The organism is uncultured Paraglaciecola sp. (assembly GCF_913020055.1).
Classification (GTDB): domain Bacteria; phylum Pseudomonadota; class Gammaproteobacteria; order Enterobacterales; family Alteromonadaceae; genus Paraglaciecola.
The window spans coordinates 15,249-41,329 of the sequence record NZ_CAJWCF010000002.1 but is presented as its reverse complement, the minus strand read 5'-3'; the positions used below and the strand labels follow the sequence as shown (position 1 = coordinate 41,329).

The 26,081-nt window shown below is 40.7% G+C and carries 21 protein-coding genes; 16 read left to right on the top strand and 5 right to left on the bottom strand.

Features of this window, described 5'->3' with window-relative positions; all coding sequences use genetic code 11:
* Positions 1 to 55 precede the first annotated feature (55 nt).
* Positions 56 to 2,443: an AAA family ATPase gene (locus QZ488_RS00730; RefSeq protein ID WP_293745715.1), complete on the bottom strand. Its 2,388-nt coding sequence runs from the start codon at positions 2,441 to 2,443 to the stop codon at positions 56 to 58.
* A 341-nt stretch (positions 2,444 to 2,784) separates the two neighbouring features.
* Between QZ488_RS00730 and leuS the strand changes: the two genes are divergently transcribed.
* The 14 genes from leuS to lipA all read left to right on the top strand — a co-directional run bounded on the left by leuS (position 2,785) and on the right by lipA (position 16,701).
* Positions 2,785 to 5,388, top strand: a complete 2,604-nt coding sequence (gene leuS / locus QZ488_RS00725; RefSeq protein ID WP_293745714.1) for a leucine--tRNA ligase — start codon at positions 2,785 to 2,787, stop codon at positions 5,386 to 5,388.
* A gap of 1 nt (position 5,389) precedes the next feature.
* On the top strand, positions 5,390 to 5,929 hold the full coding sequence (lptE, locus tag QZ488_RS00720) for an LPS assembly lipoprotein LptE (RefSeq protein ID WP_293745713.1): 540 nt from the start codon (positions 5,390 to 5,392) through the stop codon (positions 5,927 to 5,929).
* Positions 5,929 to 6,966 carry a DNA polymerase III subunit delta gene (gene holA / locus QZ488_RS00715; RefSeq protein ID WP_293745712.1) on the top strand — a complete coding sequence of 346 codons (1,038 nt, stop codon included), beginning with the start codon at positions 5,929 to 5,931 and terminating at the stop codon, positions 6,964 to 6,966. Before lptE ends, holA begins: the two co-directional genes overlap by 1 nt.
* A 15-nt stretch (positions 6,967 to 6,981) precedes the next feature.
* Positions 6,982 to 7,662, top strand: a complete 681-nt coding sequence (nadD, locus tag QZ488_RS00710; protein WP_293745711.1) for a nicotinate-nucleotide adenylyltransferase — start codon at positions 6,982 to 6,984, stop codon at positions 7,660 to 7,662.
* Between the two features lie 46 nt (positions 7,663 to 7,708).
* Positions 7,709 to 8,026 carry a ribosome silencing factor gene (gene rsfS / locus QZ488_RS00705; RefSeq protein WP_293745710.1) on the top strand — a complete coding sequence of 106 codons (318 nt, stop codon included), beginning with the start codon at positions 7,709 to 7,711 and terminating at the stop codon, positions 8,024 to 8,026.
* An 8-nt stretch (positions 8,027 to 8,034) separates the two neighbouring features.
* Complete coding sequence (gene rlmH / locus QZ488_RS00700) at positions 8,035 to 8,505, top strand: 23S rRNA (pseudouridine(1915)-N(3))-methyltransferase RlmH (protein WP_293745709.1); 471 nt, start codon at positions 8,035 to 8,037, stop codon at positions 8,503 to 8,505.
* Positions 8,506 to 8,507: 2 nt separating this feature from the next.
* Positions 8,508 to 10,448, top strand: a complete 1,941-nt coding sequence (gene mrdA, locus QZ488_RS00695; protein WP_293745708.1) for a penicillin-binding protein 2 — start codon at positions 8,508 to 8,510, stop codon at positions 10,446 to 10,448.
* Positions 10,435 to 11,553 carry a rod shape-determining protein RodA gene (gene rodA / locus QZ488_RS00690; RefSeq protein WP_293745707.1) on the top strand — a complete coding sequence of 373 codons (1,119 nt, stop codon included), beginning with the start codon at positions 10,435 to 10,437 and terminating at the stop codon, positions 11,551 to 11,553. Before mrdA ends, rodA begins: the two co-directional genes overlap by 14 nt.
* 38 nt (positions 11,554 to 11,591) lie before the next feature.
* The gene (gene mltB / locus QZ488_RS00685; RefSeq protein WP_293745706.1) at positions 11,592 to 12,590 is read left to right on the top strand and encodes a lytic murein transglycosylase B; all 999 of its coding nucleotides are present in this window, start codon (positions 11,592 to 11,594) and stop codon (positions 12,588 to 12,590) included.
* A 7-nt stretch (positions 12,591 to 12,597) separates the two neighbouring features.
* A complete protein-coding gene (locus QZ488_RS00680; protein WP_293745705.1) occupies positions 12,598 to 13,410 on the top strand; it encodes a septal ring lytic transglycosylase RlpA family protein in 813 nt (270 codons plus the stop codon).
* A 220-nt stretch (positions 13,411 to 13,630) separates the two neighbouring features.
* A complete protein-coding gene (locus tag QZ488_RS00675) occupies positions 13,631 to 14,803 on the top strand; it encodes a serine hydrolase (RefSeq protein ID WP_293745704.1) in 1,173 nt (390 codons plus the stop codon).
* Positions 14,804 to 14,817: 14 nt separating this feature from the next.
* Complete coding sequence (gene ybeD / locus QZ488_RS00670; RefSeq protein WP_293745703.1) at positions 14,818 to 15,081, top strand: DUF493 family protein YbeD; 264 nt, start codon at positions 14,818 to 14,820, stop codon at positions 15,079 to 15,081.
* 17 nt (positions 15,082 to 15,098) lie between these two features.
* On the top strand, positions 15,099 to 15,746 hold the full coding sequence (gene lipB, locus QZ488_RS00665; protein WP_293745702.1) for a lipoyl(octanoyl) transferase LipB: 648 nt from the start codon (positions 15,099 to 15,101) through the stop codon (positions 15,744 to 15,746).
* Positions 15,739 to 16,701 carry a lipoyl synthase gene (lipA, locus tag QZ488_RS00660; protein ID WP_293745701.1) on the top strand — a complete coding sequence of 321 codons (963 nt, stop codon included), beginning with the start codon at positions 15,739 to 15,741 and terminating at the stop codon, positions 16,699 to 16,701. Before lipB ends, lipA begins: the two co-directional genes overlap by 8 nt.
* 140 nt (positions 16,702 to 16,841) lie before the next feature.
* Here the strand turns inward: lipA and QZ488_RS00655 are convergent, their stop codons facing one another.
* Positions 16,842 to 18,743 carry an ABC transporter substrate-binding protein gene (locus QZ488_RS00655; protein ID WP_293745700.1) on the bottom strand — a complete coding sequence of 634 codons (1,902 nt, stop codon included), beginning with the start codon at positions 18,741 to 18,743 and terminating at the stop codon, positions 16,842 to 16,844.
* A 453-nt stretch (positions 18,744 to 19,196) separates the two neighbouring features.
* On the opposite strand from QZ488_RS00655, the gene QZ488_RS00650 reads away from it, so the two are divergent.
* Positions 19,197 to 21,749, top strand: coding sequence for a glycoside hydrolase family 3 C-terminal domain-containing protein (locus tag QZ488_RS00650; protein WP_366508964.1), 2,553 nt, complete (start codon positions 19,197 to 19,199; stop codon positions 21,747 to 21,749).
* Between the two features lie 43 nt (positions 21,750 to 21,792).
* On the opposite strand, the gene QZ488_RS00645 is transcribed toward QZ488_RS00650, so the two are convergent.
* Positions 21,793 to 22,311 (bottom strand): helix-turn-helix domain-containing protein, encoded by a 519-nt coding sequence (locus tag QZ488_RS00645; protein WP_293745699.1) that lies wholly within the window; start codon positions 22,309 to 22,311, stop codon positions 21,793 to 21,795.
* Between the two features lie 126 nt (positions 22,312 to 22,437).
* Here QZ488_RS00645 and QZ488_RS00640 point away from each other — a divergent pair, with 126 nt between their 5' ends.
* Entirely contained in the window at positions 22,438 to 22,926 is a 489-nt protein-coding gene (locus QZ488_RS00640) for a putative glycoside hydrolase (RefSeq protein ID WP_366508963.1), read from the top strand.
* Between the two features lie 86 nt (positions 22,927 to 23,012).
* On the opposite strand, the gene QZ488_RS00635 is transcribed toward QZ488_RS00640, so the two are convergent.
* Positions 23,013 to 24,458 (bottom strand): phosphomannomutase CpsG, encoded by a 1,446-nt coding sequence (locus QZ488_RS00635; RefSeq protein ID WP_293745698.1) that lies wholly within the window; start codon positions 24,456 to 24,458, stop codon positions 23,013 to 23,015.
* Between the two features lie 35 nt (positions 24,459 to 24,493).
* Entirely contained in the window at positions 24,494 to 25,915 is a 1,422-nt protein-coding gene (locus QZ488_RS00630; protein ID WP_293745697.1) for a mannose-1-phosphate guanylyltransferase/mannose-6-phosphate isomerase, read from the bottom strand.
* Positions 25,916 to 26,081: the final 166 nt, after the last annotated feature.

The window sequence follows — 26,081 nt, the reverse complement described above, 5'->3', positions numbered from 1 at the left end:
CAAATAATGGCAGGATCCTAACAGAATCCTGATGGGTGTTTAATACTAATCAGCGTTAATCATCATCGGCACCGGCCACTATGTTGGCAATATTGAGCAAACTAGACACAGCCATATAGTTAACCGAACCTTTCGGATAACGGCCTTTGGTATTATGTACACCGGCCTCCTTATCCATCAACAACTCCAACGCATCATCAACTGTTTCAACTACACAAACATGGAATTTCTGTGCTTTTACTGCTGCTAACACTTCAGTATCAAGCATAAGGTTCACTTGATTAGACTTAGGAATAATCACCCCTTGAGTCCCGGTTAACCCGCGATGTTGACAAAGCTTAAAGAAGCCTTCAATTTTTTCATTCACACCACCTACCGACTGCACTTGGCCATACTGATTAATGGAGCCTGTAATGGCTAAGTCTTGGCGTACTGGCATTTTGGTTAATGCTGAAATCAGCGCGACTAATTCACCTAATGACGCACTATCACCGTCTATATGCCCGTAGGACTGTTCTATAGCAATATTCGCAGATAAGGTTAATGGGAATAGTTGCGCGTATTTATGGCCTAAGTACCCTGTTAATAACATCACGCCTTTAGAATGACTAGGTTGACCAAGTTCAACTTCTCGCTCGATGTCGACCACGCCATTGGCCCCTGCGTATACTGTTGAAGTTATACGTGCAGGTGTGCCAAACATACTATCGCCAATTTCCAATACGGTTAAGCCGTTCACTTTGCCTATATCTATGCCTTGGGTCGCAATCAGAATTTGACCTTGTTTAATATCGTCTAATACCGCTTCACTGACACGCCCAGTACGATGTGTTTTGGCCGCTAATGCAGTCTCAATATGGGTCACATCGAGTTCTTGATTTTGTTTCTTCCGACAAAAATACTCTGCTTCATGCAGCAGCTCAATGACATCTGAAAAACGCGCAGATAAACGTTGTTGATGTTCTGCAAGACGTAAACTGTATTCCACTAATCGATACATGGCTTTAGCGGAAATACTTTGTAAACCCAGCTCTTGAACTTGAACTCTTATCCGGCCGACAAAATCAAACAATGTCTTTTTATCGAGTGGGATCTCGTGGTCAAAATCGACTAACACCCTGAACAATTCGTAAAATTCATCATCATAATCTTGTAAGGTGTAATACAGGTCACGAGAGCCTAATAACACCACTTTGACATCAATCGGTATTTGCTGAGGGTTAAGCGTAATGGAATTAACCATGCCTACATCATGCTGGGGCAAATCCATTTTCAACGAACCAAACTTAAGCACTAATTTTAGTGTTTCCCATGCATAAGGTTGCTCAATCAGTTTGTCTACATCTAGCAGTAAATACCCTCCATTAGCTTTATGCATTGCCCCGGGTTGGATCATACGATAGTTAGTAAAAACTGATCCTTCGATATTGGTATATTCCACTCGGCCAAACAAATTCTGATGGGTTGGATTAGGTTCATATATCACCGGTGAGCCACTATTTAACTCATGTGACACTATAATATTGGGTAAATATTGTTCTTCTAAAATCGCGCGTTTGTCGTACTCATCGTGTTTACCTTCTTTTCTATCATCAGCTAATACTTCAACTACTGTTTCTACTAAATGCGATTTTAGCTGGCGTAAAAATTTCAAAATAGCCAATTCGGATGAATACTTGTGTTCTAAAGTTTTTAGTAAAGGCCTGATACTCTGCTCTGCTGTGTCTTTTTTTAGTTTTCTAAGTTTTTCAGCCGTAGCACGTTTCCATTTAGGTAATTCAATTAACGCTTCATTTAACTTGTCTTCAATAATATTTATTAATTGGAAATAAGTTTGTCGCTGTTCATCCGACAACTTTGCAAACTCAATATCAGTTACAGGTTTACCTTCAATAATAGGCGAAAAGGTAATAATGCCTCCCTCTTCACTTAAGGCGACACTCTGTTGTTTCGCTTGTCTTTCAACCTGCTCAATCGCTTTGTCGTAACCTTGATCAAATTCACGGGTGATGGCTGCTTTTTTGCGCTGATATCCAGGATTATCAAATGCAGCGGGAAAAGTATCTAACAGCTCATCAATAAGATTTTCCATATCTTTGACCAGTTTTTTACTTTCACCTGCAGACAGCTTTAATGCAAAGGGTTCACGCTCATCTTCAAAATTATTGATATAACACCAATCATCTGGAGTGAAAGTTTTACTCACATATTTATCAATAAATTCATGTACTAAGGTAAAACGCCCAGTAGCTTGTTCACCCATTACGTAAAGATTGTAACCGCGTGCTTCTATACCCAAACCAAAAGACAAGGCATCACGCGCCCTATCCTGGCCAATAAAAGTAGAATTTAATGCTTGCTGATCTTTTAACGCTTGATTAATCAATCGTCTACTAGGTTTTGCAGTCAACTCCTGCAGATGTAAGGCATATTTGCTTTGCATGTTAAAAGGCTTAATTACTACAAATAAGGAATATACCAATTAGTGAAACCTGTAATCAGCAAGCTGTCAAACGGATACGGAAAGAATGTGGAAAAGTGACTACTTTTAATACAATTTAAGCCAAAAAGTGATTCGTCGTTCTGGGGTAGGCAAATCGTTCAATATTTACTCATTTAAATATAAATAACTTATTACACCTAAAAACTTCAGAATAAGCTCGATAAATCACGCATTTACTATTGTTAGCAAGGGATGCGCTAAGGTATTCTAACAAGCTAAATTTTATATCATTGTTTAGGGTCATTTTGACCTTATCCCTCTAGTCACGGAAATCTTTGTTAATGGCCGAAAAACAGTATCAACCTCAAGAAATAGAAAAAGAGGTTCAAGCCTATTGGGAAACTCAGCAAACTTTTAAAGCGACAGAAGATGCTGATAAAGAAAAGTTTTATTGCCTTTCTATGTTTCCCTACCCTAGTGGCCGTTTACACATGGGTCATGTTCGCAATTACACCATTGGCGATGTGATCAGCCGTTATCAAAGAATGTTAGGCAAAAACGTACTGCAACCTATGGGTTGGGATGCGTTTGGATTACCTGCCGAAAATGCAGCCCTGAATAATAATACTGCACCGGCCAAATGGACTTACTCCAATATTGAGTATATGAAAACCCAGTTAAAAACATTGGGATTTGGCTATGATTGGGACCGCGAAATAGCGACCTGTAAAAAAGATTATTACCGCTGGGAACAATGGTTTTTCACTCGATTATTCGAGAAAGGTTTAGTTTATAAAAAGAACGCCACGGTTAACTGGGATCCTGTTGATCATACGGTTCTAGCAAATGAACAAGTCATTGATGGTCGCGGCTGGCGCTCTGGTGCCTTAGTTGAACAAAAAGAAATCCCCCAGTGGTTTGTTAAAATTACTGATTATGCGGAAGAGTTGGTCAACGATTTAGAACAATTAGAAGAATGGCCAGAACAAGTACGTGCCATGCAGAAAAACTGGATTGGCCGTTCAGAAGGCGTGGAAATAACCTTCGAACTTGAACAAACTGTTGCGCAGTTAACAAGTTTTGATGTGTATACCACTCGCCCAGATACCTTATTTGGTGTGACCTATGTGGCTGTTGCAGCACAACACCCGATTGCATTAGAAGCCGCCAAAACGAACAGTGATTTAACCGCTTTTATCGAAGAATGCAAAACTACTAAAGTGGCTGAAGCTGACATGGCCACCATGGAAAAGAAAGGCTGCGCCACAGGTTATTACGCAATTCACCCTTTAACCGGTGACAAAGTACCGGTTTGGGTCGCTAACTTTGTTTTAATGGGATATGGCTCAGGTGCAGTGATGGCAGTGCCAGGCCACGATCAACGTGACTGGGAGTTTGCCACTAAATACCAGCTTGAAATAAAACAAGTAGTTAAAGGCGACACAGAAAACACCACTGAATGTGATTTAAGCCAAGCAGCATTTACCGAAAAAGGCCTACTGGTTAACTCTGGCGAATTTGACGGCTTGAGCTCAGCACAAGCCTTTGAAAAAATTGCCCAAGCTCTTAATGATCAAGGCAAAGGTAAGAAGAAAATCAATTATCGTTTGCGAGATTGGGGCGTGTCACGTCAACGTTATTGGGGTAGCCCAATCCCCATGTTGAATTTGGAGAATGGCGAATCTGTTCCTGTACCTAGTGACCAATTGCCTGTCGTGTTACCAGAAGACGTAACAATGAACGGGGTTATTTCTCCGATCAAAGCAGACCCTGAATGGGCAAAAACAGAATATAACGGTCAACCCGCATTACGCGAAACCGATACCTTTGATACCTTTATGGAATCATCATGGTATTACGCTCGTTATTGTAGTGCGCAAAACGACCAAACTATGTTAGATCCAGCGCAGGCCAACTACTGGTTGCCAGTCGATCAATATGTAGGTGGAATTGAACACGCCATTTTACATTTATTGTACTCACGCTTTTTTCACAAGTTAATGCGTGACGAAGGTTTGGTTCAATCTGATGAACCATACAAACGTTTGTTATGCCAAGGCATGGTGTTAGCTGATTCATTTTATCGTGAAGATGCTACAGGCAAAAAAGTCTGGTATTCACCTGCAGATGTTATCAGTGAAAAAGACGATAAAGGTAGGATCATCAAATCTGTACTTGAGTCTGACGGCCAAGACGTGATTCATCACGGCATGATCAAAATGTCCAAGTCAAAAAACAATGGTATCGATCCACAGCAAGTCATTGACTTGTATGGTGCAGATACTATTCGAGTTTTCACTATGTTTGCAGCGCCGCCTGAACAAACATTGGAATGGATTGATTCAGGGGTTGAAGGTGCACATAGGTTTGTAAAACGCCTTTGGAACTTAGTCCAAGAACACGTCGAAGCAGGTGAAATTGCGGCGCTTAATAAAGCGACTCTATCAGGCGAACAAAAGAACCTTAGACGTTTAATCCACAAAACTATTGAAAAAGTCAGCGATGATATTGGTCGTCGTCAGACATTTAATACGGCTGTTGCCGCCACTATGGAATTGCTCAATCATTTACAAAAAGCGACAAAATCGTCTGAACAAGATTTAGCCGTTATGCGCGAAGGTATTAATGCAATAGTCTTGTTACTGGCGCCTATCGCTCCGCACATTTGTCATGTTATGTGGAAAGATTTAGGTCACAAGAATGAAGTAGAAACTACGCCATGGCCATTAGCCGAAGCTGAAGCAATGGTTGAAGATGAAAAACTGGTAGTAGTGCAAGTCAATGGCAAAGTTAGAGCTAAAATGACAGTCGCTGCCGATGCGACAAAAGAGCAGGTTGAAGCGATGGGCTTAGCTGAACAAAATGTGCAGCAACACATAGATGGCAAAACAATCCGTAAAGTCATTTATATACCGGGTCGATTACTCAACATAGTAGCCAATTAAGATGTTACAACGCATAAGCTTAAAGGTTTGTATTCTGACTATTGTTTTAACATTAGTAGGATGCGGCTTTAAGTTACGTGGTGACTATGGGATGCCCGCAGGGATTGGGCAACTACAATTGTTAGCAGCACAAAAAAATACACCACTGCATAGGATTTTGGGGAAACAACTACAAGGGTTAAATATCGAAGTGTGGGATAACACCGCCAGTGTTAACCAAATCGATGAACAAGCGGATGCCATTGTTTATTTAACATCTGACAAACTGGAAAGACGATTATTGTCTTTGTTTTCAACCGGGCAAGTAGCGGAATACGAGTTGGTTTATACCATTAATTACCAGATCCAGTTTCCTGAGCAAGATGCGCTAGAGATAGAGTTCGATGTCACTCGGGAATATCAAGACGATCCAGATGCTGTGTTAGCTAAATCTCGTGAGCTAGACTTAATCCAAAACGAAATGCGTAAAGAAGCAGCCAATCGTATTATCCGTCAAATTGCCAGTTCCTATAGTAATTGGCAACAGACTACAGGTGGCTAATGCAGGTTTATCCAAACCGTTTTAATCTAGATGCCTCCTCAGAGCTTAAACCCTTTTACCTTATTTTTGGTGATGAGCCGCAACAAAAACTCGAATGTATTGAGTTAATTAGAGTGGCCGCATTAGCCCAAGGTTTTGACGAACGCCAGTCTTTGGTGGCGGACGGTCAATTTAGCTGGGACACATTAATTGAAGCGACCCAAACCTTATCCTTATTTTCCAGTAGACAAATAATTGAACTCGAATTACCCACAGGAAAACCTGGTGCAGAAGGCAGCAAAGTATTAAGTGCCTTGGCGCAAAATATTAATCCTGATGTGTTGATTGTGCTGCATGGCGGTAAAATAGGTAAGGATGTACAAAACACCAAATGGTTTAAGGCTGTGGATAAACACGCTATTTATGTGCCTTGTTACCCGCTTGAAGGCAATGCATTATATCAATGGTTAAATAACCAAATGCGCTTAGCAGGCATGCAGCCTTCCCAACAAGTTTCACAGTTGTTAGTAGACTACTGCGAAGGCAATTTATTGGCTGCCAAACAAGAAATTCAAAAATTAATGCTGCTATATCCACAAGGCGATCCAAGCTTTGAACAAGTTGAACAAGCAGTGGTTGATCAGTCCAGATTTACTGTGTTTCACTTAGTTGATGTGTTGCTCAGCGGAGACGCGCAAAAAGCCGTCAAAATGCTGTATCGCTTAGAAAGTGAAGGGGTCGAACCGAATATTATTGTTTGGGCTTTGACACGCGAGTGGCAAACCTTGCAAGCCATATTATTTGACAGGCAGCAGGGCAAAACTATTAACTGGAATCAACACCGGATATGGAAAAGTCGTCAGTCTCTATATCAGTCAGCATTACAACGTTTATCCTTAGAACATATGCAAGCACTACAAGAGAAATTAACTGAGTTTGATAGCGCCATCAAACAATCACACGTCACTCGGCCTTATGTAGAGTTGTGCCACTTATGTTTGTTGTTTGTTCCCTATTCACTGGGTAATGTGCCGTTAGACTATGGCGTTTTAGACTAGGAATTCATTAAGCATATGCAACTCGCTCCTCCTCTAGGTATTTTTGGTGGTACTTTTGACCCTATTCACAATGGGCATATATACCCAGTGCTGGAAGCAGCAGAAAAGGCCAATATCAAAAAAGTAGCCTTGATGCCGTGTTACATACCTAGTCATAAAAATCCAGCCTCTGCATCAAGTGAAGATAGACTTAAAATGGTAGAACTAATTTGTGACGACTATCCTTTATTTTATCCCGACTCACGAGATATTAAGCGTGGCAAACCCACCTATTCTGTGGACTCATTAACAGAAATTCGTGAAGCAAATCCCACTACCCCACTGTGTTTTTTCATTGGTACCGATTCATTAAAAAATTTATTTACTTGGCATGATTGGCCGACGTTATTTTCTCTTTGTCATTTTATAGTATGTGATAGACAAGGAGAGTCAGTTACAGACTCAAATCAAAACTCTGAACATCAGCAGCAACTGCAAACGCTGCTAAATAAAAGACAGGTTTTTAATCCAATTGACTTACATAAAAGCCTAGCTGGACATATTTTTGTGGCTAATACTCAAACACTTACCATCTCATCCAGCGACATCAGACAACAATTGGCCAATGCGCAATCGAGTGAGGCATTTATCCCGCCAAAAATCTTAGATTATATTCATCAGCATAAGCTCTATCAGCCAAGTACTGATTTCTGCTAAACTACTGCAAACACAATAGTATTAAATTCAACTAAGAGGAAAGTCTTTGGACCACCAACAGTTAAAAGCCTTTGTAATAGAAAAAGTCGAAGACTTAAAAGGCCGTGACATCATTGATTTGGATGTTGCAGAAAAATCTACCGTTACCGAAACCATGTTAATTTGCTCAGGTAATTCTAAACGTCATGTCATTTCAATTGCCGAAAATGTGGTAGTTGAAGCCAAACAAGCTGGCACCGCCCCCTTAAGTATTGAAGGGCGTGAAACCGGTGATTGGGTGTTAGTTGACTTAGGTGACGTGGTGTTACATGTGATGCAAGATGAAGCTCGAGATTTCTATCAATTGGAAAAACTCTGGGGTTAATATAACCAGTGCGTATTCAAATGATAGCAGTGGGCATGAAAATGCCCGCTTGGGTTGAACAAGGGTTTTCAGAATATTGCAGGCGTTTTCCTGCCGATATGCCTTTGCAGCTCACAGAAATAGTTGCCGGTAAGCGGGGGAAAAATGCGGATATCAAACGTATCCTGCACAAAGAAGGCGAATTGACCCTAGCTGCCATTCCCAAAGGCAACAGGGTGGTAACATTGGAAGTAACAGGTGTTCCTTGGGACACTCCCAAATTGGCTAAAACCATGGAAAGTTGGCAAATGGACGGCAGAGACGTCAGTTTACTAATTGGTGGGCCAGAAGGTTTAGCACCAGAATGCATAAAAATTGCGGAACAAAAGTGGTCATTGTCGAGTCTGACCTTACCACACCCTTTGGTGCGCATAATTGTAGCTGAGAGTCTTTACCGAGCTTGGTCAATTAATAATAACCACCCTTACCATAGAGAATAAATTTGCCTTCACCGCGTATCCTTATTAAAGACCATTCAGCAGAAGCTAATCTGTTTGCTAGACGGACTTTGATTGGGCTACTTGTGGTATTTTTCATGGTGGGCATGTTGTTGACAAATTTGTATTACTTACAAATTAGTCGATTCGAAGATTACCAAACACGCGCCAACGGAAACCGAATAAAAGTGTTACCTGTGGCACCTAATCGTGGCTTAATTTATGATCGCAACGGCATACTGCTAGCTGAAAATCGCCCGGTATTTAGTCTACAAGTCATCCCTGAAGAAATTCAAGATTTAGAATTAACCATCAAGCAACTCAGCACTTTATTAGAGATTGATGAAGATGATGTCAGCGACTTTTATAAAGACTTAAAAGGCAATAGACGTTTTAAACCGGTCAATTTGATTAACCGTTTAACCCCTAAAGAAGTCGCCCTGTTTTCTGCTAAACAACATATGTATCCTGGTGTTTCTGTCGAAGCAAGACTCGCTCGCTACTATCCATACGCTAGTGCCCTGACTCATGTATTAGGCTACGTAGCCAAAATTAATAAAAAAGACTTACAAAAACTCAGCGAAGCTGGTTTTGAAGCCAACTATGCCGCTACGTATGACATTGGCAAGCGAGGCATAGAAAAATACCATGAAGAAAAGCTTCACGGAGAAGTAGGATTTCAAGAAGTAGAAGTCAATAATCAGGGCAGAATCATCCGTATTTTGGACTTTAACCCACCCATCCCTGGTCAAGATATCGTTTTGAATATCGATATGAATTTACAACTTGAAGCGGAGAAAGCCTTTGCTGGAAAACGGGGTTCAGTGGTGGCTATCGATCCTCAAAATGGTGGTGTACTCGCGTTGCATAGTAGTCCAAGTTACGACCCCAACTTATTTGTACATGGCATCAGTACTAAGAATTATAAGAAATTACTCACCTCTGACAGACCTTTATTTAACCGAGCGACTCAGGGCCAATATCCGCCCGCATCAACGGTTAAACCGCTGTTAGCATTGGCGGGACTTGAAGAAAAAGTGATTACACCAGAAAGCCGTATCCATGACCTTGGTAAATATAAATTAAAAAATGTTGAACGTATTTGGCGAGATCATAATCCATGGGGTCATGGCTGGGTGAATGTGACTAAGGCTATAGAAGTGTCCTGTGATATTTACTTCTACGATATGGCTTACAAATTAGGCATAGATCGGATTAGCGAAAGCATGAACGAATTTGGTTTTGGTGACTACACAGGTATCGACTTACATGAAGAAGCCGATGGCATAATGCCAAGTAGAGGCATTGTTAAAGCCTTATTTAATCGCCCTTGGTATATCGGTGATACCATCAATATAGGCATAGGACAAAGTTATTGGACGGCCACCCCTGTGCAACTTACTCAAGCAATTTCTACATTGGTTAATAAAGGTAGACGTATCATCCCTCAAATAATTCGAGGCAACATTGTTCAAGATGAAACTATTTTAGACCCGATTAAGGAACGTAGACCCATTGCTATGGGCGATGAACACAACTGGGATATAGTGTTGGATGCCATGTATGGCACAGTCAATCGAAAAGGCTCCGCGCGTAACGCATTTAAAGGGGCGCATTATATATCTGCGGGTAAAACGGGCACCGCACAATTGGTGACTATAGCTCAAGACGAAAAGTACGATGCCACAAAGTTATCCAAGAAAAACCACGATAATGCCATGTATGTGGGTTATGCCCCTTATGACAAACCACAAATTGCCCTCACTGTTGTGTTAGAAAATGCCGGACACGGTGGCGCTGAAGCGGCACCAATCGCCCGTAAAATGATGGATAATTATTTTAAAGATCAAACCTTTCCTGAACATCAGGTTATTGAATATTTAGGACAAGAGCCAGAAAGCCTTGAGTTAACACAAGCCGAAGGACAACCTGATGCTGAGAACTAAACTCGCACTACACAATCGTTCTTTTTTGAACCGAATACACTGTGATGGCATTCTGCTAATTGGGCTGCTGGTGTTAATGGTAGTGGGACTGATAACTATTTATTCTGCTGGAGGTCAAGACTTAGGCCTTATCCAAAGGCAACTAACTCGTCTTGGGTTAGCACTTGGTGTGATGTTAGTTGTAGCGCAAATTCCACCCTTAGCTTATCAAAAGTTCTCCGTTTATTTTTACGTGATTGGCATAGGCATGTTAGTCGCTGTACTAATAGTAGGAGTTTCCAGTAAAGGGGCTCAACGTTGGTTAGACTTAGGCGTATTTCGTTTTCAGCCTTCTGAAATAATGAAACTAGCGGTGCCTATGATGGTGGCTTGGTATATTAGCCGATTCAACTTACCACCTAAAACCTGGCATATACTGATTGGTTTTGTGTTAGTTGCCATACCCACTTTATTAATTGCTCGCCAGCCAGATTTAGGTACTTCACTTTTAATCGCTAGTTCGGGGGTTTTTGCGCTATTTTTAGCTGGCATGAGTTGGCGTTTTATCTCCTTTGTTGCCGTTGCCGCATCAGCTTTCACCCCCATAATGTGGATATTTTTGATGAAAGATTATCAAAAGCAAAGAGTACTGACATTTCTCAATCCAGAAAGCGATCCTTTAGGTTCGGGATATCATATTATTCAATCACAAATAGCGATTGGCTCAGGTGGATCACAAGGTAAAGGCTGGTTACAAGGAACACAATCACAACTCGAGTTTTTACCTGAGCGGCATACTGATTTTATTTTCGCAGTATTCAGTGAAGAATTCGGTTTTTGGGGCGTAGTAGGATTGTTGGCTATTTATGCCTTTATTGTCATACGCGGCATGTTGATAGCGGTAAAAGCACAAGATGCCTTTAGTAAAATTTTAGCCGGTAGTATTACCCTCACCTTTTTTGTTTATGTGTTTGTAAACATGGGCATGGTATCCGGTATTTTACCGGTTGTTGGCGTGCCTTTACCCCTAGTGAGTTACGGTGGTACCTCCATGGTCACACTACTAGCTGGGTTTGGTATTTTGATGGCAATTAGCACGCAAAAAAGAATTATGTCTCGAGAATAACGAGGGACTGCTACAGAGTTAACTTTCTAGGAAAAACCATGAAATTGTTTAGATCATTTTTAGCATTAGGTCTGTTTATAACTGGCTTTAGCATCCAAGCGTCACCATTAGAATTGCAAAAGCAGTTTGTCGACTTGATGGTAGATACACATCAATTTGATCGGCAAATGATTGAGTCCACTTTAGCAAAAGCCAATAAAAACGAAGCTATTTTGAAATCCATCGCTAAACCTTGGGAAGCCAAACCATGGCATCAATACCAACCCATTTTTCTTACCGAAAAACGCCTATCAAAAGGTTTAGAATTTTGGCAAACCTATCAAGAAACGTTAGCCCGTGCAGAACAAGAAAGTGGCGTACCTGCTGAAATCATTGTAGCGATAATTGGTGTTGAGACTTTTTATGGTACCTACAAGGGCAAATATTCAGTGCTGGATGCATTAGTCACTTTGGGTTTTCATTATCCCCCCAGAGCGACGTTTTTTCGCAGCGAATTAGCGCAACTATTTTTACTCGCAAAAGAAGAAAATTTCGATATAACCGAACTTAAAGGCTCCTATGCTGGAGCAATGGGTTGGGGCCAGTTTATCTCTTCTAGTTATCGTCACTATGCTGTGGATTTTGACGGCGATGGCATTCGCGATTTATTAAACAATCCAGCGGACGCAATTGGCAGCGTTGCAAACTACTTTAAAAAAAATCACTGGAAGGCCAATTCTGACATTGCATTTAAAGCACAAGTTAGTGGCACCCAACATTCAGCATTGTTGTCAAAATCACTTAAATATTCACACCAATGGGCACAATTACAAGATGCAGGCGTCAGCATTGCTGAGCCCAACTTAAACAAAGACATGAGTGTGAAGTTGTTTGAATTTGAGCAACCAAATAACAAAGAATATTGGGTTGGTTTGCCTAACTTTTACGTGATAACACGTTATAACCATAGCCCTTTATACGCCATGGCTGTTTTTCAATTTAGCCAACAACTTAAACAAGAGTTCAACGCTAATACCACTGCCAAAGTAAGCAATTAGTCCAGCCATGATAAATTATCATCGTTACCTTGTTCTACTGATAATAATCCTACTAACTGCTGGTTGCACTACCAGTGGGCGTTATTATCAGGAGCAAGACTCAGCCCCCAAAATAGTTCCACAAAGAGTTACAACTAAGGATGCTGTGGCTAAATACGAGCCGTATAAAACAGCGAATATGCGGCCTTATACAATAAGAGGCATACGCTATCGGCCACTGCACACAGGTAAAGGTTTTAGTGATGAAGGCCACGCAAGTTGGTATGGACAGAAGTTTCATGGCCATTTAACGGCAAATGGTGAAATTTACGATATGTACCAAATGTCAGCCGCACATAAAACCCTCCCTTTACCTTCTTTTGTACGTGTTACTAATAAGAATAATGGCAAACAGGTAGTCGTTAGAGTCAACGACAGAGGCCCTTTTCACAGTGGTCGCGTGATAGACCTATCTTATGCCGCAGCGTTAAAATTAGACTTGCTAAAATCAGGTGTTGCCGATGTAAAGTTAGATGTTATCCATGTAGATAAAACCGGAAACGTCACAGTGGGCCCCCTTCCTGTTATAGCGAATAACGACAAAAATAACGCGGAAAAACAGGTGTTTATTCAAGTTGTGGCCTCTCAAAACAAAAAGAAAATACAAACATTGGCCCTAGGCTTAAAAAACTTATACCAACGCACCTACAAAACAACATTCGAAAAAGGCATCTACAAGCTACGTCTAGGACCTATGGAAAACGAGTATGAAGCAGATAAGTTACTAAACGAACTTAAACGTAATGACTACCCTAGCGCGTATAAGGTTTACTCAGAATAGTCTCACTCTTTGCGTAAACTTAAACTTTTTAGCAGAATGTATGTCTGACATTGTTGAAGCTAAAAAAAAGCCCCATATTATTGGGTTTTAGTGATCACTAGAGCAGCAATTCAACCCTCAAAGTGCTATATTGCTGTGCATAATTTGAGGTCATGATTTATGTCTAACAAGACATACCTAAGACTTCTATTCTTACAACATTTTCAAAAACGGTAGTTTAATGTTTAAAGTAAAAACGAATCTTGGTTTTCTAGTAAGCAGCATAGTCTTGTGTTTCTGTGTTTTCTCAGCCTCTGCAGCTGTTGTTATCCCACCTGCGCCTAGTGTTGCAGCGAAAGGTTTCATATTAATGGACTTTCAAACGGGAAATGTCATAGCAGAGCAAAATGCGGACATTCAAATCCCCCCTGCCAGTTTAACGAAAATGATGACCAGTTATGTAATCGGTGTTGAAATAGCCAACGGCAATATTACAGAAACCGATTTGGTGACTATTTCTGAAAATGCTTGGGCTAAAAACTTTCCAGATTCGTCAAAAATGTTTATCGAAGTAGGCAAAAAAATATCAGTTGCTGACCTTAACCGCGGCATTATTGTGCAATCAGGTAATGATGCCTGTGTAGCAATGGCAGAACATATTGCTGGCAGTGAAGACGCCTTTGCTAGCATGATGAATATGCATGCTGAAAAACTAGGTATGACCTCAACGTATTTTGTTAACAGTCATGGTTTACATGATGCCCAGCATTACACTACGCCAAGAGATATGGCGATTTTATCTGCCGCGTTAATACGCGACGTGCCAGAAGAATATGCACTCTATGCTGAAAAAGAATTTACTTTTAACGATATTAAACAATACAACCGTAATGGCTTATTGTGGGATAAAAGCTTGAATGTTGATGGCATAAAAACGGGCCATACTTCTGATGCAGGATACAGTTTAATTACTTCGGCGTATCAAGGTGATATGCGCTTAATTTCAGTGGTAATGGGCACAGACAGCGAGCGAGCACGTAAAGTTGAAAATAAAAAGTTACTAAAATACGGGTTTCGCTTCTATGAAACTATCACTCCTTATAAAGCCGGTGACAGCTTTGTTTCGCACCGAATTTTTATGGGCGATAAAGAAACAGTAGACCTTGGTATTTTGCAAGATACCCCTATTAATATCCCTAGAGGCCAAAGTAAAAACTTACAAGCTAACTTTAAGCTAGACAAAGACTTAAGAGCCCCAATTGCCAAAGGTGAAGTTGTGGGTAAATTGTACTTACAAATTGAAGGTGAAGACATTGCAGAGTATCCACTAGTTGCTTTGCAAGAAGTAAAAGAAGGTGGGTTTATCGACCGTATAGTTGATTTTGTTAAATTACAGCTTGGCTTTGATAGTTAATACACGAGAGAAAGATGGATACTAATTTTGATCAGCTGCTGGATTTTCCATGTCAGCAAACTTTTAAAATAATGGGTATTGCCCACGAGCAATTGCCGCAAGATGTCATATCTTGTCTGCAGATCCACGCGCCAGGTGATTATGTACCGGTAGTAAAACCTAGCTCAAAAGGCACTTACCATTCTATTTCACTTAGCGTGACGGTAATCAGCAAAGAACATATGGAAACGATTTACATTGAACTGGCTAAGCTTGAGTTAGTTAAAGTTGTTCTGTAAAAACGTTAACTTACTGTATGTCCGCTAAATTAATTGTCAGGCAACTAGGTATTCAAGCCTACTTGCCAATCTGGCAAGCCATGCAAGACTTCACCAATAACAGAGATGCTGAAACTGCCGACGAAATTTGGTTAGTTGAACATCAAGCTGTATTCACTCAGGGCCAAGCAGGCAAAGAAGAACACGTGCTTATGCCCGGCGATATTCCAGTGGTAAAAGTCGATAGAGGTGGCCAAGTCACCTACCACGGACCCGGTCAACAAATGATGTACGTGTTACTTAACCTTAAACGCAACAAATTAGGTGTAAGAACTTTAGTCACTGCATTAGAAGAATGTGTGGTTAATACATTAAAAGATTATGCCATAGAGGCTTACCCTAAAGCAGATGCCCCAGGCGTGTATGTTGATAGCAAAAAAGTCTGCTCAATTGGCCTGAGAATTCGCAAAGGTTGCTCTTTTCATGGCTTGGCTTTAAACGTCAACATGGATTTAAGCCCGTTTCAAAGAATAAATCCCTGTGGTTATGCCGGTCTGGAAATGGTAGATTGCGCACAACTTAATGGTCCTAAAACGCTTGCTGAAGCAGGCACCCAACTGACTAAACATTTAACTGCCTTATTAGGCATAAAAAATACAGAATATAGAGAAGGCTTCAATGACTAACGCACGACCGCAAGCCGGAGTAAAACTTCGGGATGACGAAAAAGTTAAACATATCCCTATTACCATCATGCCCACTGAAAAGGCAGAGATGTTGCGTAAACCTGCGTGGATCAAAATAAAGCTACCCCGCAACACAGACAAAATTGACCATATTAAAAAAACCTTACGTAAAAATAATTTACATTCTGTATGTGAAGAAGCCAGTTGCCCTAACCTAGCCGAATGTTTTAATCACGGCACCGCGACATTTATGATTTTGGGTGATATCTGCACCCGTCGCTGCCCGTTTTGTGATGTGGCTCACGGTAAACCTTTACCTCCAAGTGCTGAAGAGCCAATCAAGTTGGCTAAAACCATTGCAGAGATGAAGTTAAAATATGTGGTTATCACCTCAGTAGACCGAGACGACTTACGCGACGGTGGTGCTCAGCACTTCGTAGACTGTATTAGCGCTATTCGCGAACACAGTCCATCTACCAAGATAGAAGTACTAGTACCCGATTTCAGAGGTCGTATGGACAGAGCCCTTGAAATACTCAAGATAAGTCCTCCAGATGTATTTAATCACAACCTTGAAACTATCCCTCGTTTATACCGAGAATGCCGACCCGGAGCGAACTATCAATGGTCATTAGACTTATTGAAAAAATTTAAACAACAACATCCTGAGATCCCCACCAAATCAGGTCTAATGATGGGAATGGGCGAAGACAAACACGAAATCGCTGAAGTATTAAAGGATCTACGTGCACATAACGTTGAAATGTTAACTTTGGGCCAATATTTACAGCCCAGCAAACATCACTTTCCGCTAAAGCGCTACGTGCACCCTGATGAATTTGACGAACTAGGTGAAGTCGCCAAAGAATTGGGCTTCAGTCATGCTGCGAGTGGCCCTATGGTTCGTTCTAGTTACCATGCGGATAAACAAGCTGCGGGTGAAGAAGTCAAATAAGCTTCGGTTAGATAAAACCAAGCAACTAAAACCAAAAATCCCAGCCAATCGCTGGGATTTTTGGTTTCAAAGGTGATGTTTTAGGACAAAAGAAGACGAGCTCGGCTATCTATCTCTGCCACTACAGAATTCAAATGCTGTTATCTCGCGTCAGGTAAAAGCCCTAATCCAAATTCCATTTTTATGGATTGGTATTTTTCTGTTTGTTTTATGCTTTTAATAGCGTCTGAAACTTTGTTAACTATATCAGCATGTTTATTAGCTAGATGATGATAACTTGCCACTTTTTGTAGTGTTCGATAACACAGTCCTTCCAGTTGTTTTCGCTTGGTAAACAACTCGGGGTCAAACACTATCATGTAATCCACATCACCAGCATAAAGTGATCGCCAAGCCGCAGGATAAGACATTTTAAGCACTTGGTCTGGCTGTAATTTGGTTACCCATTCTTCAAAAATTTTAGCATCAATACCATAAGCAAGTGAGCTCCCCATTGGTAAAAGGTTATTTTTAAGATCACATTTTACGTTCGGACCGCCGACTAAAAACAAGCGTGTTTCTAATATGGATTCAGGCACTTTAATAGCCACTTTGTTGAGTTCTGGGATATTTATCACTCTAACCAAATCACCGTCTGCTCCAAAGCTAAACGAGCTAATCACTGCTTTTGAGTCTTTGTAACGGTTAACCGATACATCATAACCAAGTGTCCCATATGCTTCACTCAAAACACGAGAATACAGATACGTTCCTTTGCCTGTCATACTTGAGAAGCTCAATAATTTACCTTCATCAATCATGTTTTCGGTTATCGATGTATTAGTCTGAATACCTTCATTATTCAATCGTTCAATCGCCTTTGTATTACCACTTCTAATACTAGAAATTAACGCACTACCCCAGGCTAAAGATACTTCTGTTGAAGCATCACGATCAAAGAACTGCACTAAAGATGAAGCGTTTTGCACGCGTTTTTGTGCGGTGATAGAGCGCTCTGAAAGAGCTTCAACATAAGCCGGCTGTTTGCTCACCGACAACCAACCAAGTTGAAATGCTAATGAATCGATTGCTGTATAATTGCTAATAAAGTTCAGTAAACTTGCCACTTGTGTTTGTTTATTACTTGAAGAAGGCACTACCAGTAATTCCATGGGAGCAACTTCAATATCATCGTGACCTAACCCCATTTCAGGGAATGGGAAAAAACCTATTTTTTCATTTCCAATCAATTCAATTTTTTCTTCAACAAATTGCCCCATCAATGTCATGGCTGCTTGCTGCCTTAACACTGCTGGAATAACTTGATCCCAGCGCCAAGTATGTTCAGGGGCAAAAAATACGTCTTTATTAGTTAAGTATGTGATCTCTTTCAATAAGTCAGCCATGTGAGCCGGATTAACACTGTCACCATTTACTAAAGAGCGACGAAATTTTTCGCCACCTATGTGCACTGAAAGGTAATCTAACCAAGCCAAAATGGGCCATTGGCCATCCGTTGCTTGAACCAATGGCGTTACTCCTTTTTCTTTGAGAGTAAACATCAGTTTTTTAAACGCTTTCCATGTCTTTGGGGGAGAAAGCTTTAATTCGTTAAATATGGATTTGTTATAATAAAAACCCCAAATATAATGTCCAAGTGGTAATGCATAGATCTCATCATCATAGGTAACAACGGGTAAAACATTAGAGTTATATTGTTGTTTTAGATCTTCTAGGTTGATAAGGCTGGATAATGGAATGATTTCTTCAGAGGTAACCAGATCTTCTAATCTTTTACCAGCTTGCCAATAAAGCAAATCATAGGTACCTAACTCAATCCAATCTTTGATATGTTTTTTAAAGGTTATATCGCTAAAAAACTGCAATTCAACATTAATATTAGTTGACGATTCGAACTGTGAGAACAATTTATTGTACGCTTTCATTTGCTGTTCGCCTGTGGTCAACACGGCAATTTTGACGGATTGTTCAATGGCGGAAATTGGCCCTACTACCAAAACACAGAGTATAAAAGTGAGGCACCTCAAATACTTACTTGTCATATGATTTCCTAAACAAAAACGTTTCCAAGCGACTAGTATTACAAAAACACTGTATTACGTCTTAACTTACGCCATACCTTGTTCAGGGTAAACAATTTACGAGCATTTTAGACAACAATCTCAAGCAATTAAATTTAGCCGCTAATGGCATATTATTTTGTGCCGACCTTTAATAAAGGTAACTTGAAAACGGAACTTTTCATGTAAGATTTGGTTTTGAATATGAACCTACACCACCTATATAGCTAAATGCCGTCGCATCAAAGATTTAGTTACGAACACTGCAAAAATCATATGTAATTAAATTAGATTCCTAGGGGGTTCAAGTTACGTATTGACGGTGGTACTTTAATTTGAACGTATTAATAAGCGTTACCTCACTCATTTGAACGATTTTCACTGCTAATCTGATTACCATTAAGCTGTATTCTATCATTGCTATTTGGTGCCATTGTGAAATTTAAAACATCCGTTATTTTATTACCCTTAATGGTTTTTATCTTATTTGGCTGCTGGCCTGAACGTTTTCCAACTGTTCAACATCAATCAACTGCACAAAATACCCAACGTTTACTTAACCTAGAAGAAAAAATAAATGTTTTGATTAGCCAAATGACCTTAGCAGAAAAAACCTCATTGGTTCACGCAACCGGCAAGTTTAAAATATCCGCAATAGAAAGACTGGGGATCCATGAAATGTGGTTGTCTGATGGTCCCCATGGCGTGAGATATGAAATGGAGCGGGACGGCTGGGCACCCGCAAATTGGCTTGACGATCATTCTACCTACCTGCCCAATTTGACCTCGGTTGCTGCTAGTTGGGATCCGCAAATGGCCTCCTTACATGGCAATGTCCTAGGCAGTGAAGCAAGACATCGCAGAAAGGATTTTATTTTAGGTCCTGGAGTGAATCTTGCCCGCTTGCCTTTGTACGGAAGAAACTTCGAATATATGGGGGAAGATCCGATACTTGCTGCAAAGCTAGTGGTCCCTGCAGTACAAGCGATCCAAAAAAATGATGTAGCGGCTACCGTTAAACATTATGCCTTGAATACCCAAGAACTGAATCGCACCGGTGTGAATGCGAAACCTGATGAAAGAACACTTAGAGAGGTTTACCTTCCCGCTTTTGAAGCGGCGGTTAAAGAAGGTGGAGTACTTGGTGTAATGGGCTCTTACAACCAATATTTTGGAACCAACGCCAATCAAAGTAAACATTTAGTCATGGACATCCTAAAAGGCGAATGGGGATACCAAGGTGTACTGTTGACTGATTGGAATGTCGATATCAATACATTTGATGCTGCAATTTATGGATTGGATATTGAAATGGGAACGGACGTGGAAAGCTATGACGATTATTTTCTTGCTGATCCTTTAATTGAAATGATTGTCGCCGGAAAAGTCCCAGTCGCCGTATTAGATGACAAGGTCAGACGAATTCTACGGGTGCAATTTTCGATAGGTATGATGGACCAGAGCAGATTATCCGGACAAAGAAATACCAAACAACATCAACAGGATGCGAAAACAATTGCGGCCAATGGTGTGGTATTACTTAAAAACGAAAATGTATTACCGCTCACCCCTAAAACATTAAAAAATGTATTAGTACTTGGTGCTAACGCCGATAAAAAACATGGTTTTGGTGGAGGCTCATCCGAAGTCAAAAGCCTTTACGAAGTTACGCCTCTTGAGGGTCTTCAAGCTCGATTAGGGGATGAGGTTAAGATTACTGTAATGAGAACGCGTTCCAATGACCTATCCTCCATTGCAGCAGATTATATAGCCACCCGACATTGGACCGGCACACCCGCTTGGAATATTACGTTTTATAACAATTCAGACAGAAAAGAAACGATAGAAGAATCATGGATAGTAGACTCTGCATATAGAGGAAAAGGCAATACCTCGACCAAATTCATTCGAATGGCAGCAAGCATTACCCCCCTTAAAAGTGGCATACACACATTCAAAATGTCTTCGGCTGGGGAATATTCAATCACCGTTGATGGTAAAACCATAATGTCTGCCAACCATGCTTCACACCAGGTCGATACAATGTCCATTGAGTTAACCTCTGGAAAAGCTATTGACGTGGTTATTAACTTTAATGGGCATGAAGATTTCACCTTGGGCTGGGATGCACCAGGAAATTTATTTAGCACGGAAGAAGAATATTTATCCGCCGCGGCCGCTGCCGATACAGTAATTTATTTTGGTGGTTTATCCCATGGAGATGACAGAGAAGCGATTGACCGACCTGATATGCAGCTGCCCCATGGCCAAGATGAGATTATTGCAAAATTGCTGGCAGCAAACCCGCAAACCATCATTTTTATGATCGCCGGTTCTGCTGTCGAAATGCCATGGGCAGAAAAAGCCAAAGCGATTGTGTGGGGCTGGTATGCAGGCATGGAAGCAGGTAATGCTTTTGCTGAAGTACTCACCGGAGATGTTAACCCTGGTGGTAAAATGCCCATTAGTTTGCCTGAATACTTGAGTGATACCTCAGCAATCATGTTAAACGACTACAATGCCCAGGAGTCACTTTACCCTGAAGGTGTATTCATCGGTTATAGGTGGTTTGAAAAGAACAACATACGTCCAATGTTTCCCTTTGGCCATGGATTGTCTTATACCACCTTTAAATATTCGAATATTAGCCTGTCATCTACCTCAGTAGGCGAAAATGAAGATCTAGAGGTGCGAGTCACTATTCGAAATACGGGCACTGTAGCCGGTAGTGAGGTGGTGCAATTATACCTAAACGATAAAGAAGCCAGTGTCGAACGACCCGCTAAAGAGTTAAAAGGTTTTAATAAAGTATTCTTAGAAGCAGGTGAAAGTAAAACCGTTTCGATGAGACTTAAACAACGAGACTTATCATTTTGGGATATCAAATCGAACAATTGGTTAGCAGAAAAAGGCGAATTCAAGGTGTTGCTCGGTTCGTCTTCTGCGGATATCAGATTGACAGCCTCCTTTAATTATATGGGTCATTAAATCAAAACTTCCCTAAATTGAAGGTTTGCCTTAAACAATACGACTAGGATACGAGCTTATCTTTGCGATATTGAGTCGGTGTAGAACCGACTATTTTTTTAAAGAAGGTGTTGAAAGTGGCTTTACTATTGAAGCCTGCCAGATCCATCACGTCTAACATGGTCGATTTTTTATGTTTTTCACAAATCAATAATACTTTACTTTCTTCAACGCGATATTGATTGATGAATTCAAAAAAATTCTGCTGAAAATGTCGATTGATGATTTGCGATAAGGTACGTGGAGCAATGTTAAGTTGCCTAGCCAAATTATGGATGGTCAAAACGTGGTTTAAATAAGGCTTTTGTTCAGTCATATACTGCTGAATGTGTTCTACCACAGCTATTGAAATAGGTTCTTTTTCCAATTCTGATTCTTTGTTAGGGACAATTCCTTGGAAAACACTTGAAAACCCCATACTAAAAAAGATTAAAAAGCTAATTAGGAATAACACTGTCCAATTCGATATTAAACCAAGCGCCTCATAATCCACGTCAAAACCAACTTGGAACGAAAAAATCATCCCTAGGCTAACGACAATCGCATCTAAGCGAATCAGTCCTCTGCGACGTCCGAAAATAAGAACAAGGTCAACGCTGACTTTGTTTATTTTTATCGCGGCAAAACATACGGCTCTTGGGGATTATCATTGGGTGATGACGCTAACTGGGTATTGCCTGCCAATGGCTTAAGTGCTAAATCACAAAACGGACAGGTCACAATGACACCCGCTACCTATAAACAAGCCAATGATGCAGTTAATTTAAAGTGGTCACGTAAAAAAGGAAAAGGCCAATTTGCTATTTATGGTAACAGCATTAATTTACAGGCCATTGAACACAATGCGGCGTTAACCATGGAAATTAAAGTGATTAAAAAACCTAAGGCTAGTGTCACACTAGGCATGGACTGCGGATACCCTTGTCGAAGTGAAATTCACATTCATAAAACCTTGCGGGCGTTTCCTAAAAACCAATGGCAAACCTTTCCTATTCCATTAAATTGTTTCAGCTCAAAAGGCTTAGATGTGACTAACATCAATGGTGCTTTTATTCTGGCCACAGAAAAGAAATTTGAAGTGGAAATAGCCAATGTACGTATGGAATTACTGCCTGAGGGTGCACCGACTTGCCAATAATAAACATCAGTGAGTAAACAAAAATTAAAGCCCAATCAAAGTTGATTGGGCTTTAATTCATTTACTTTTCTTTTGAAGTGCTACTGCTAACTTAGTAACTTTAACAACTCCGCAGTTTTCTGTTCCATCAAAGCAATATCTGCTTTTGATTCAACATTAAGTCTCACTACAGGTTCGGTATTAGACTTACGTAAATTAAAACGCCAGTTGCCAAACTCTAGACCAATACCATCGGTGTAATCGACCTCTGAAGCACTTGATTGGTATTTGTCTAACACCGCCTTAATCGAGGCATCTGGATCGGCCAATGTGCGGTTAATTTCACCTGAAGAAGGAAAAGCTGCAATACGCTCTTTTACTAACTGCGACAAAGGTTTTTGTGTGGTGCATAACAGTTCTGCTACCAACAGCCATGGGATCATGCCTGAATCACAATATGCAAAGTCACGGAAGTAATGGTGAGCACTCATTTCGCCGCCATACACCGCATCATCTGCGCGCATACGTTCTTTTATAAATGCATGGCCAGTTTTACTTTTAATCGGCACGCCACCTGCTGATAAAACAATATCTTCAGTGTTCCAATAAACACGAGGGTCATAAATAATTTTTGACCCAGGTTTTTTATCCAAAAAGGCCTTGGCTAACAATCCAACAATGTAATAACCTTCAACAAAGTCACCTTTTTCGTCGAACAAGAAACAACGGTCAAAGTCGCCATCCCAAGCTATACCCATATTCGCCGAATTTTTGATCACGGCATTAGCGGTATCCGCCCTACTCTCTGGTAGTAATGGATTAGGAATACCATTTGGAAAAGTGCCATCGGGTTGATGATGCACTTTAATAAATTCGACGGGCACATTTACCGCTTCTAATGCCGCTTGAATAGCATCTAACGCGTCGCCCGCAGCGCCATTACCCGCATTCACTACCAACTTTATAGGTGTAATGTTCGCAGTATCAATGTAAGACAACATATGGGCTACGTAGGCCTGCATGTTGTCTAATTTACTGTACTGCTTTGTAGCAAGTAATTTACCGGAATCAACCGATGACTGACCTTGAATAAACGCTTGTTCACTCACCAAGCCATTTGAATAAAACTCTAGTCTTGATTGAACATCGTCAGCTGAATATGTCTCGGCCAAATCACGTATAGCAAACAAACCGGTATCACCACTGACAGGCTTTGAGTCTGTTTTGACTAACTTCATACCGTTATAATCAATTGGATTATGGCTAGCAGTCACTTCAATCCCGCCATCCATACCTAAATGTTTGGTAGCAAAATAAATCTCTTCAGTGCCAGTCATACCTAAGTCAGTGACGGTCGCACCGCCATCAATTAAACCGGCTGATAAGGCTAATTTGAGAGGTTCGGACGTTAACCTAACATCTCCACCAACTACCACTGTTTTGGCTTGCATGTATTGGGCGAAGGCTCGACCAATGCGATAGGCAATTTGTTCGTCTAACTGTTCGATTAATTTACCGCGTATGTCATACGCCTTAAAACATGTAATTTTCATAAATTCTCTAATTTGGGAGTCAAAATAAACTGCGTTTACTTGGCTTCAACTCGGCCATAACGGTCAGAAAAACGCACAATATCATCTTCGCCTAAGTAGGTGCCTGATTGCACTTCAATAAGTTCCAGCGGAATTCGGCCAGGGTTTTCTAACGCATGTATCACACCTATTGGGATATAGGTTGACTGGTTTTCTGACAATAATAAGGTCTCATCACCATTGGTTACTTTTGCCGTACCTGATACCACAATCCAATGTTCGGCTCTGTGATGATGCATCTGTACTGAAAGTTTTTCACCAGGTTTTACCGTAATACGTTTTACTTGGAAACGTTCACCGTTATCAATAGAGTCGTAACTACCCCAAGGTCTAAACACTTCGCGGTGGAATTCCCACTCTGGACGATGTTCAGCTTTAAGTTGGTTAACCACATTTTTGATGTCTTGCACTTTATCTTTGTGTGCCACTAACACTGCATCTTTAGTTTCAACCACGACCACATCATCTAAACCTACTACTGAGATAAGGCGTTGTTCAGAATTGATGTAGCTGTTGTTTACGCCATCAAGAATGGCATCGCCAATTACCACATTATTATTCGAATCTTTTTGTTTGGCTGTTTCCCATAAAGAAGACCAACTGCCCACATCACTCCAACCGGCATCAAGTGGCACGACACAAGCTGAGTCCGTTTTTTCCATAACTGCATAATCGATAGAATCATCAGGACAGGTAACAAAGACATCGGCATCAACACGGACAAATTCCAAATCGGCAGATTCAGTAGCAATCGCCTTTTTGCAAATATCCAACATCTCTGGGGCGTATTTCTCTAGTTCTTGCAGGTAACGGCTGGCTTTAAACATAAACATACCACTGTTCCAGTAAAACTCCCCTGAATCGACATATTGTTGTGCAGTAGCTAAATCTGGCTTTTCAACAAAGTTAGCCACATCAAAACCCACCTCTGCACTGGCGACCTTGTCACCGCGTTTTATATAACCGTACCCCGCATGCGCCGAGTCGGGCACAATACCAAAGGTGACTAATTTACCTTGCTTGGCTAATGTTTCTGCCTGAGTGATGGCTTTATGAAATTCAGCCGCGTCATTGATTAAATGGTCGGCAGCTAAAATAAGTAAAATAGGATCTTCGCCATTTAAAGACGCGTGTAACGCAGCCAAAGCAATGGCCGGTGCAGTATTACGGCCCATAGGCTCAAGTAAAATTCCTCCGTGTTGAATATCCTGCTGACGAAGTTGCTCTGCAACTAAAAAGCGGTGTGCGTCATTACAAATAACGATAGGCTGATCGGCATCAGTACCTTCTAATCTTGCAATGGTGTCTTGCAACATAGTTAAATCACTGGTCAGACTTAGAAACTGTTTAGGTAATGCAGCTCTCGATTTAGGCCATAAACGACTACCACTTCCACCAGCTAAAACGACAGGTTTCATCACACATTCCTTTTTGATTATTCTTAAACTAACAAGGCAAATAAAATGCCATGCATTTATATACCTGAATAGTATTAAAGCTTGGCTGGTTATTCAATCAAGAACACCAAACAAGCTCTCTTTATTCATCAATTAATAAAATAAAGTGGCTCTAAAAAAGATAACA

Excerpts from the sequence above, each read along its gene's own strand:
- QZ488_RS00730 (WP_293745715.1), bottom strand. The coding sequence starts at position 2,443 with ATGCAAAGCAAATATGCCTTACATCTGCAGGAGTTGACTGCAAAACCT.
- leuS (WP_293745714.1), top strand. The coding sequence starts at position 2,785 with ATGGCCGAAAAACAGTATCAACCTCAAGAAATAGAAAAAGAGGTTCAA.
- lptE (WP_293745713.1), top strand. The coding sequence starts at position 5,390 with ATGTTACAACGCATAAGCTTAAAGGTTTGTATTCTGACTATTGTTTTA.
- holA (WP_293745712.1), top strand. The coding sequence starts at position 5,929 with ATGCAGGTTTATCCAAACCGTTTTAATCTAGATGCCTCCTCAGAGCTT.
- nadD (WP_293745711.1), top strand. The coding sequence starts at position 6,982 with ATGCAACTCGCTCCTCCTCTAGGTATTTTTGGTGGTACTTTTGACCCT.
- rodA (WP_293745707.1), top strand. The coding sequence starts at position 10,435 with ATGCTGAGAACTAAACTCGCACTACACAATCGTTCTTTTTTGAACCGA.
- mltB (WP_293745706.1), top strand. The coding sequence starts at position 11,592 with ATGAAATTGTTTAGATCATTTTTAGCATTAGGTCTGTTTATAACTGGC.
- QZ488_RS00680 (WP_293745705.1), top strand. The coding sequence starts at position 12,598 with ATGATAAATTATCATCGTTACCTTGTTCTACTGATAATAATCCTACTA.
- QZ488_RS00675 (WP_293745704.1), top strand. The coding sequence starts at position 13,631 with ATGTTTAAAGTAAAAACGAATCTTGGTTTTCTAGTAAGCAGCATAGTC.
- ybeD (WP_293745703.1), top strand. The coding sequence starts at position 14,818 with ATGGATACTAATTTTGATCAGCTGCTGGATTTTCCATGTCAGCAAACT.
- lipB (WP_293745702.1), top strand. The coding sequence starts at position 15,099 with ATGTCCGCTAAATTAATTGTCAGGCAACTAGGTATTCAAGCCTACTTG.
- lipA (WP_293745701.1), top strand. The coding sequence starts at position 15,739 with ATGACTAACGCACGACCGCAAGCCGGAGTAAAACTTCGGGATGACGAA.
- QZ488_RS00655 (WP_293745700.1), bottom strand. The coding sequence starts at position 18,743 with ATGACAAGTAAGTATTTGAGGTGCCTCACTTTTATACTCTGTGTTTTG.
- QZ488_RS00645 (WP_293745699.1), bottom strand. The coding sequence starts at position 22,311 with ATGATTTTTTCGTTCCAAGTTGGTTTTGACGTGGATTATGAGGCGCTT.
- QZ488_RS00635 (WP_293745698.1), bottom strand. The coding sequence starts at position 24,458 with ATGAAAATTACATGTTTTAAGGCGTATGACATACGCGGTAAATTAATC.
- QZ488_RS00630 (WP_293745697.1), bottom strand. The coding sequence starts at position 25,915 with ATGAAACCTGTCGTTTTAGCTGGTGGAAGTGGTAGTCGTTTATGGCCT.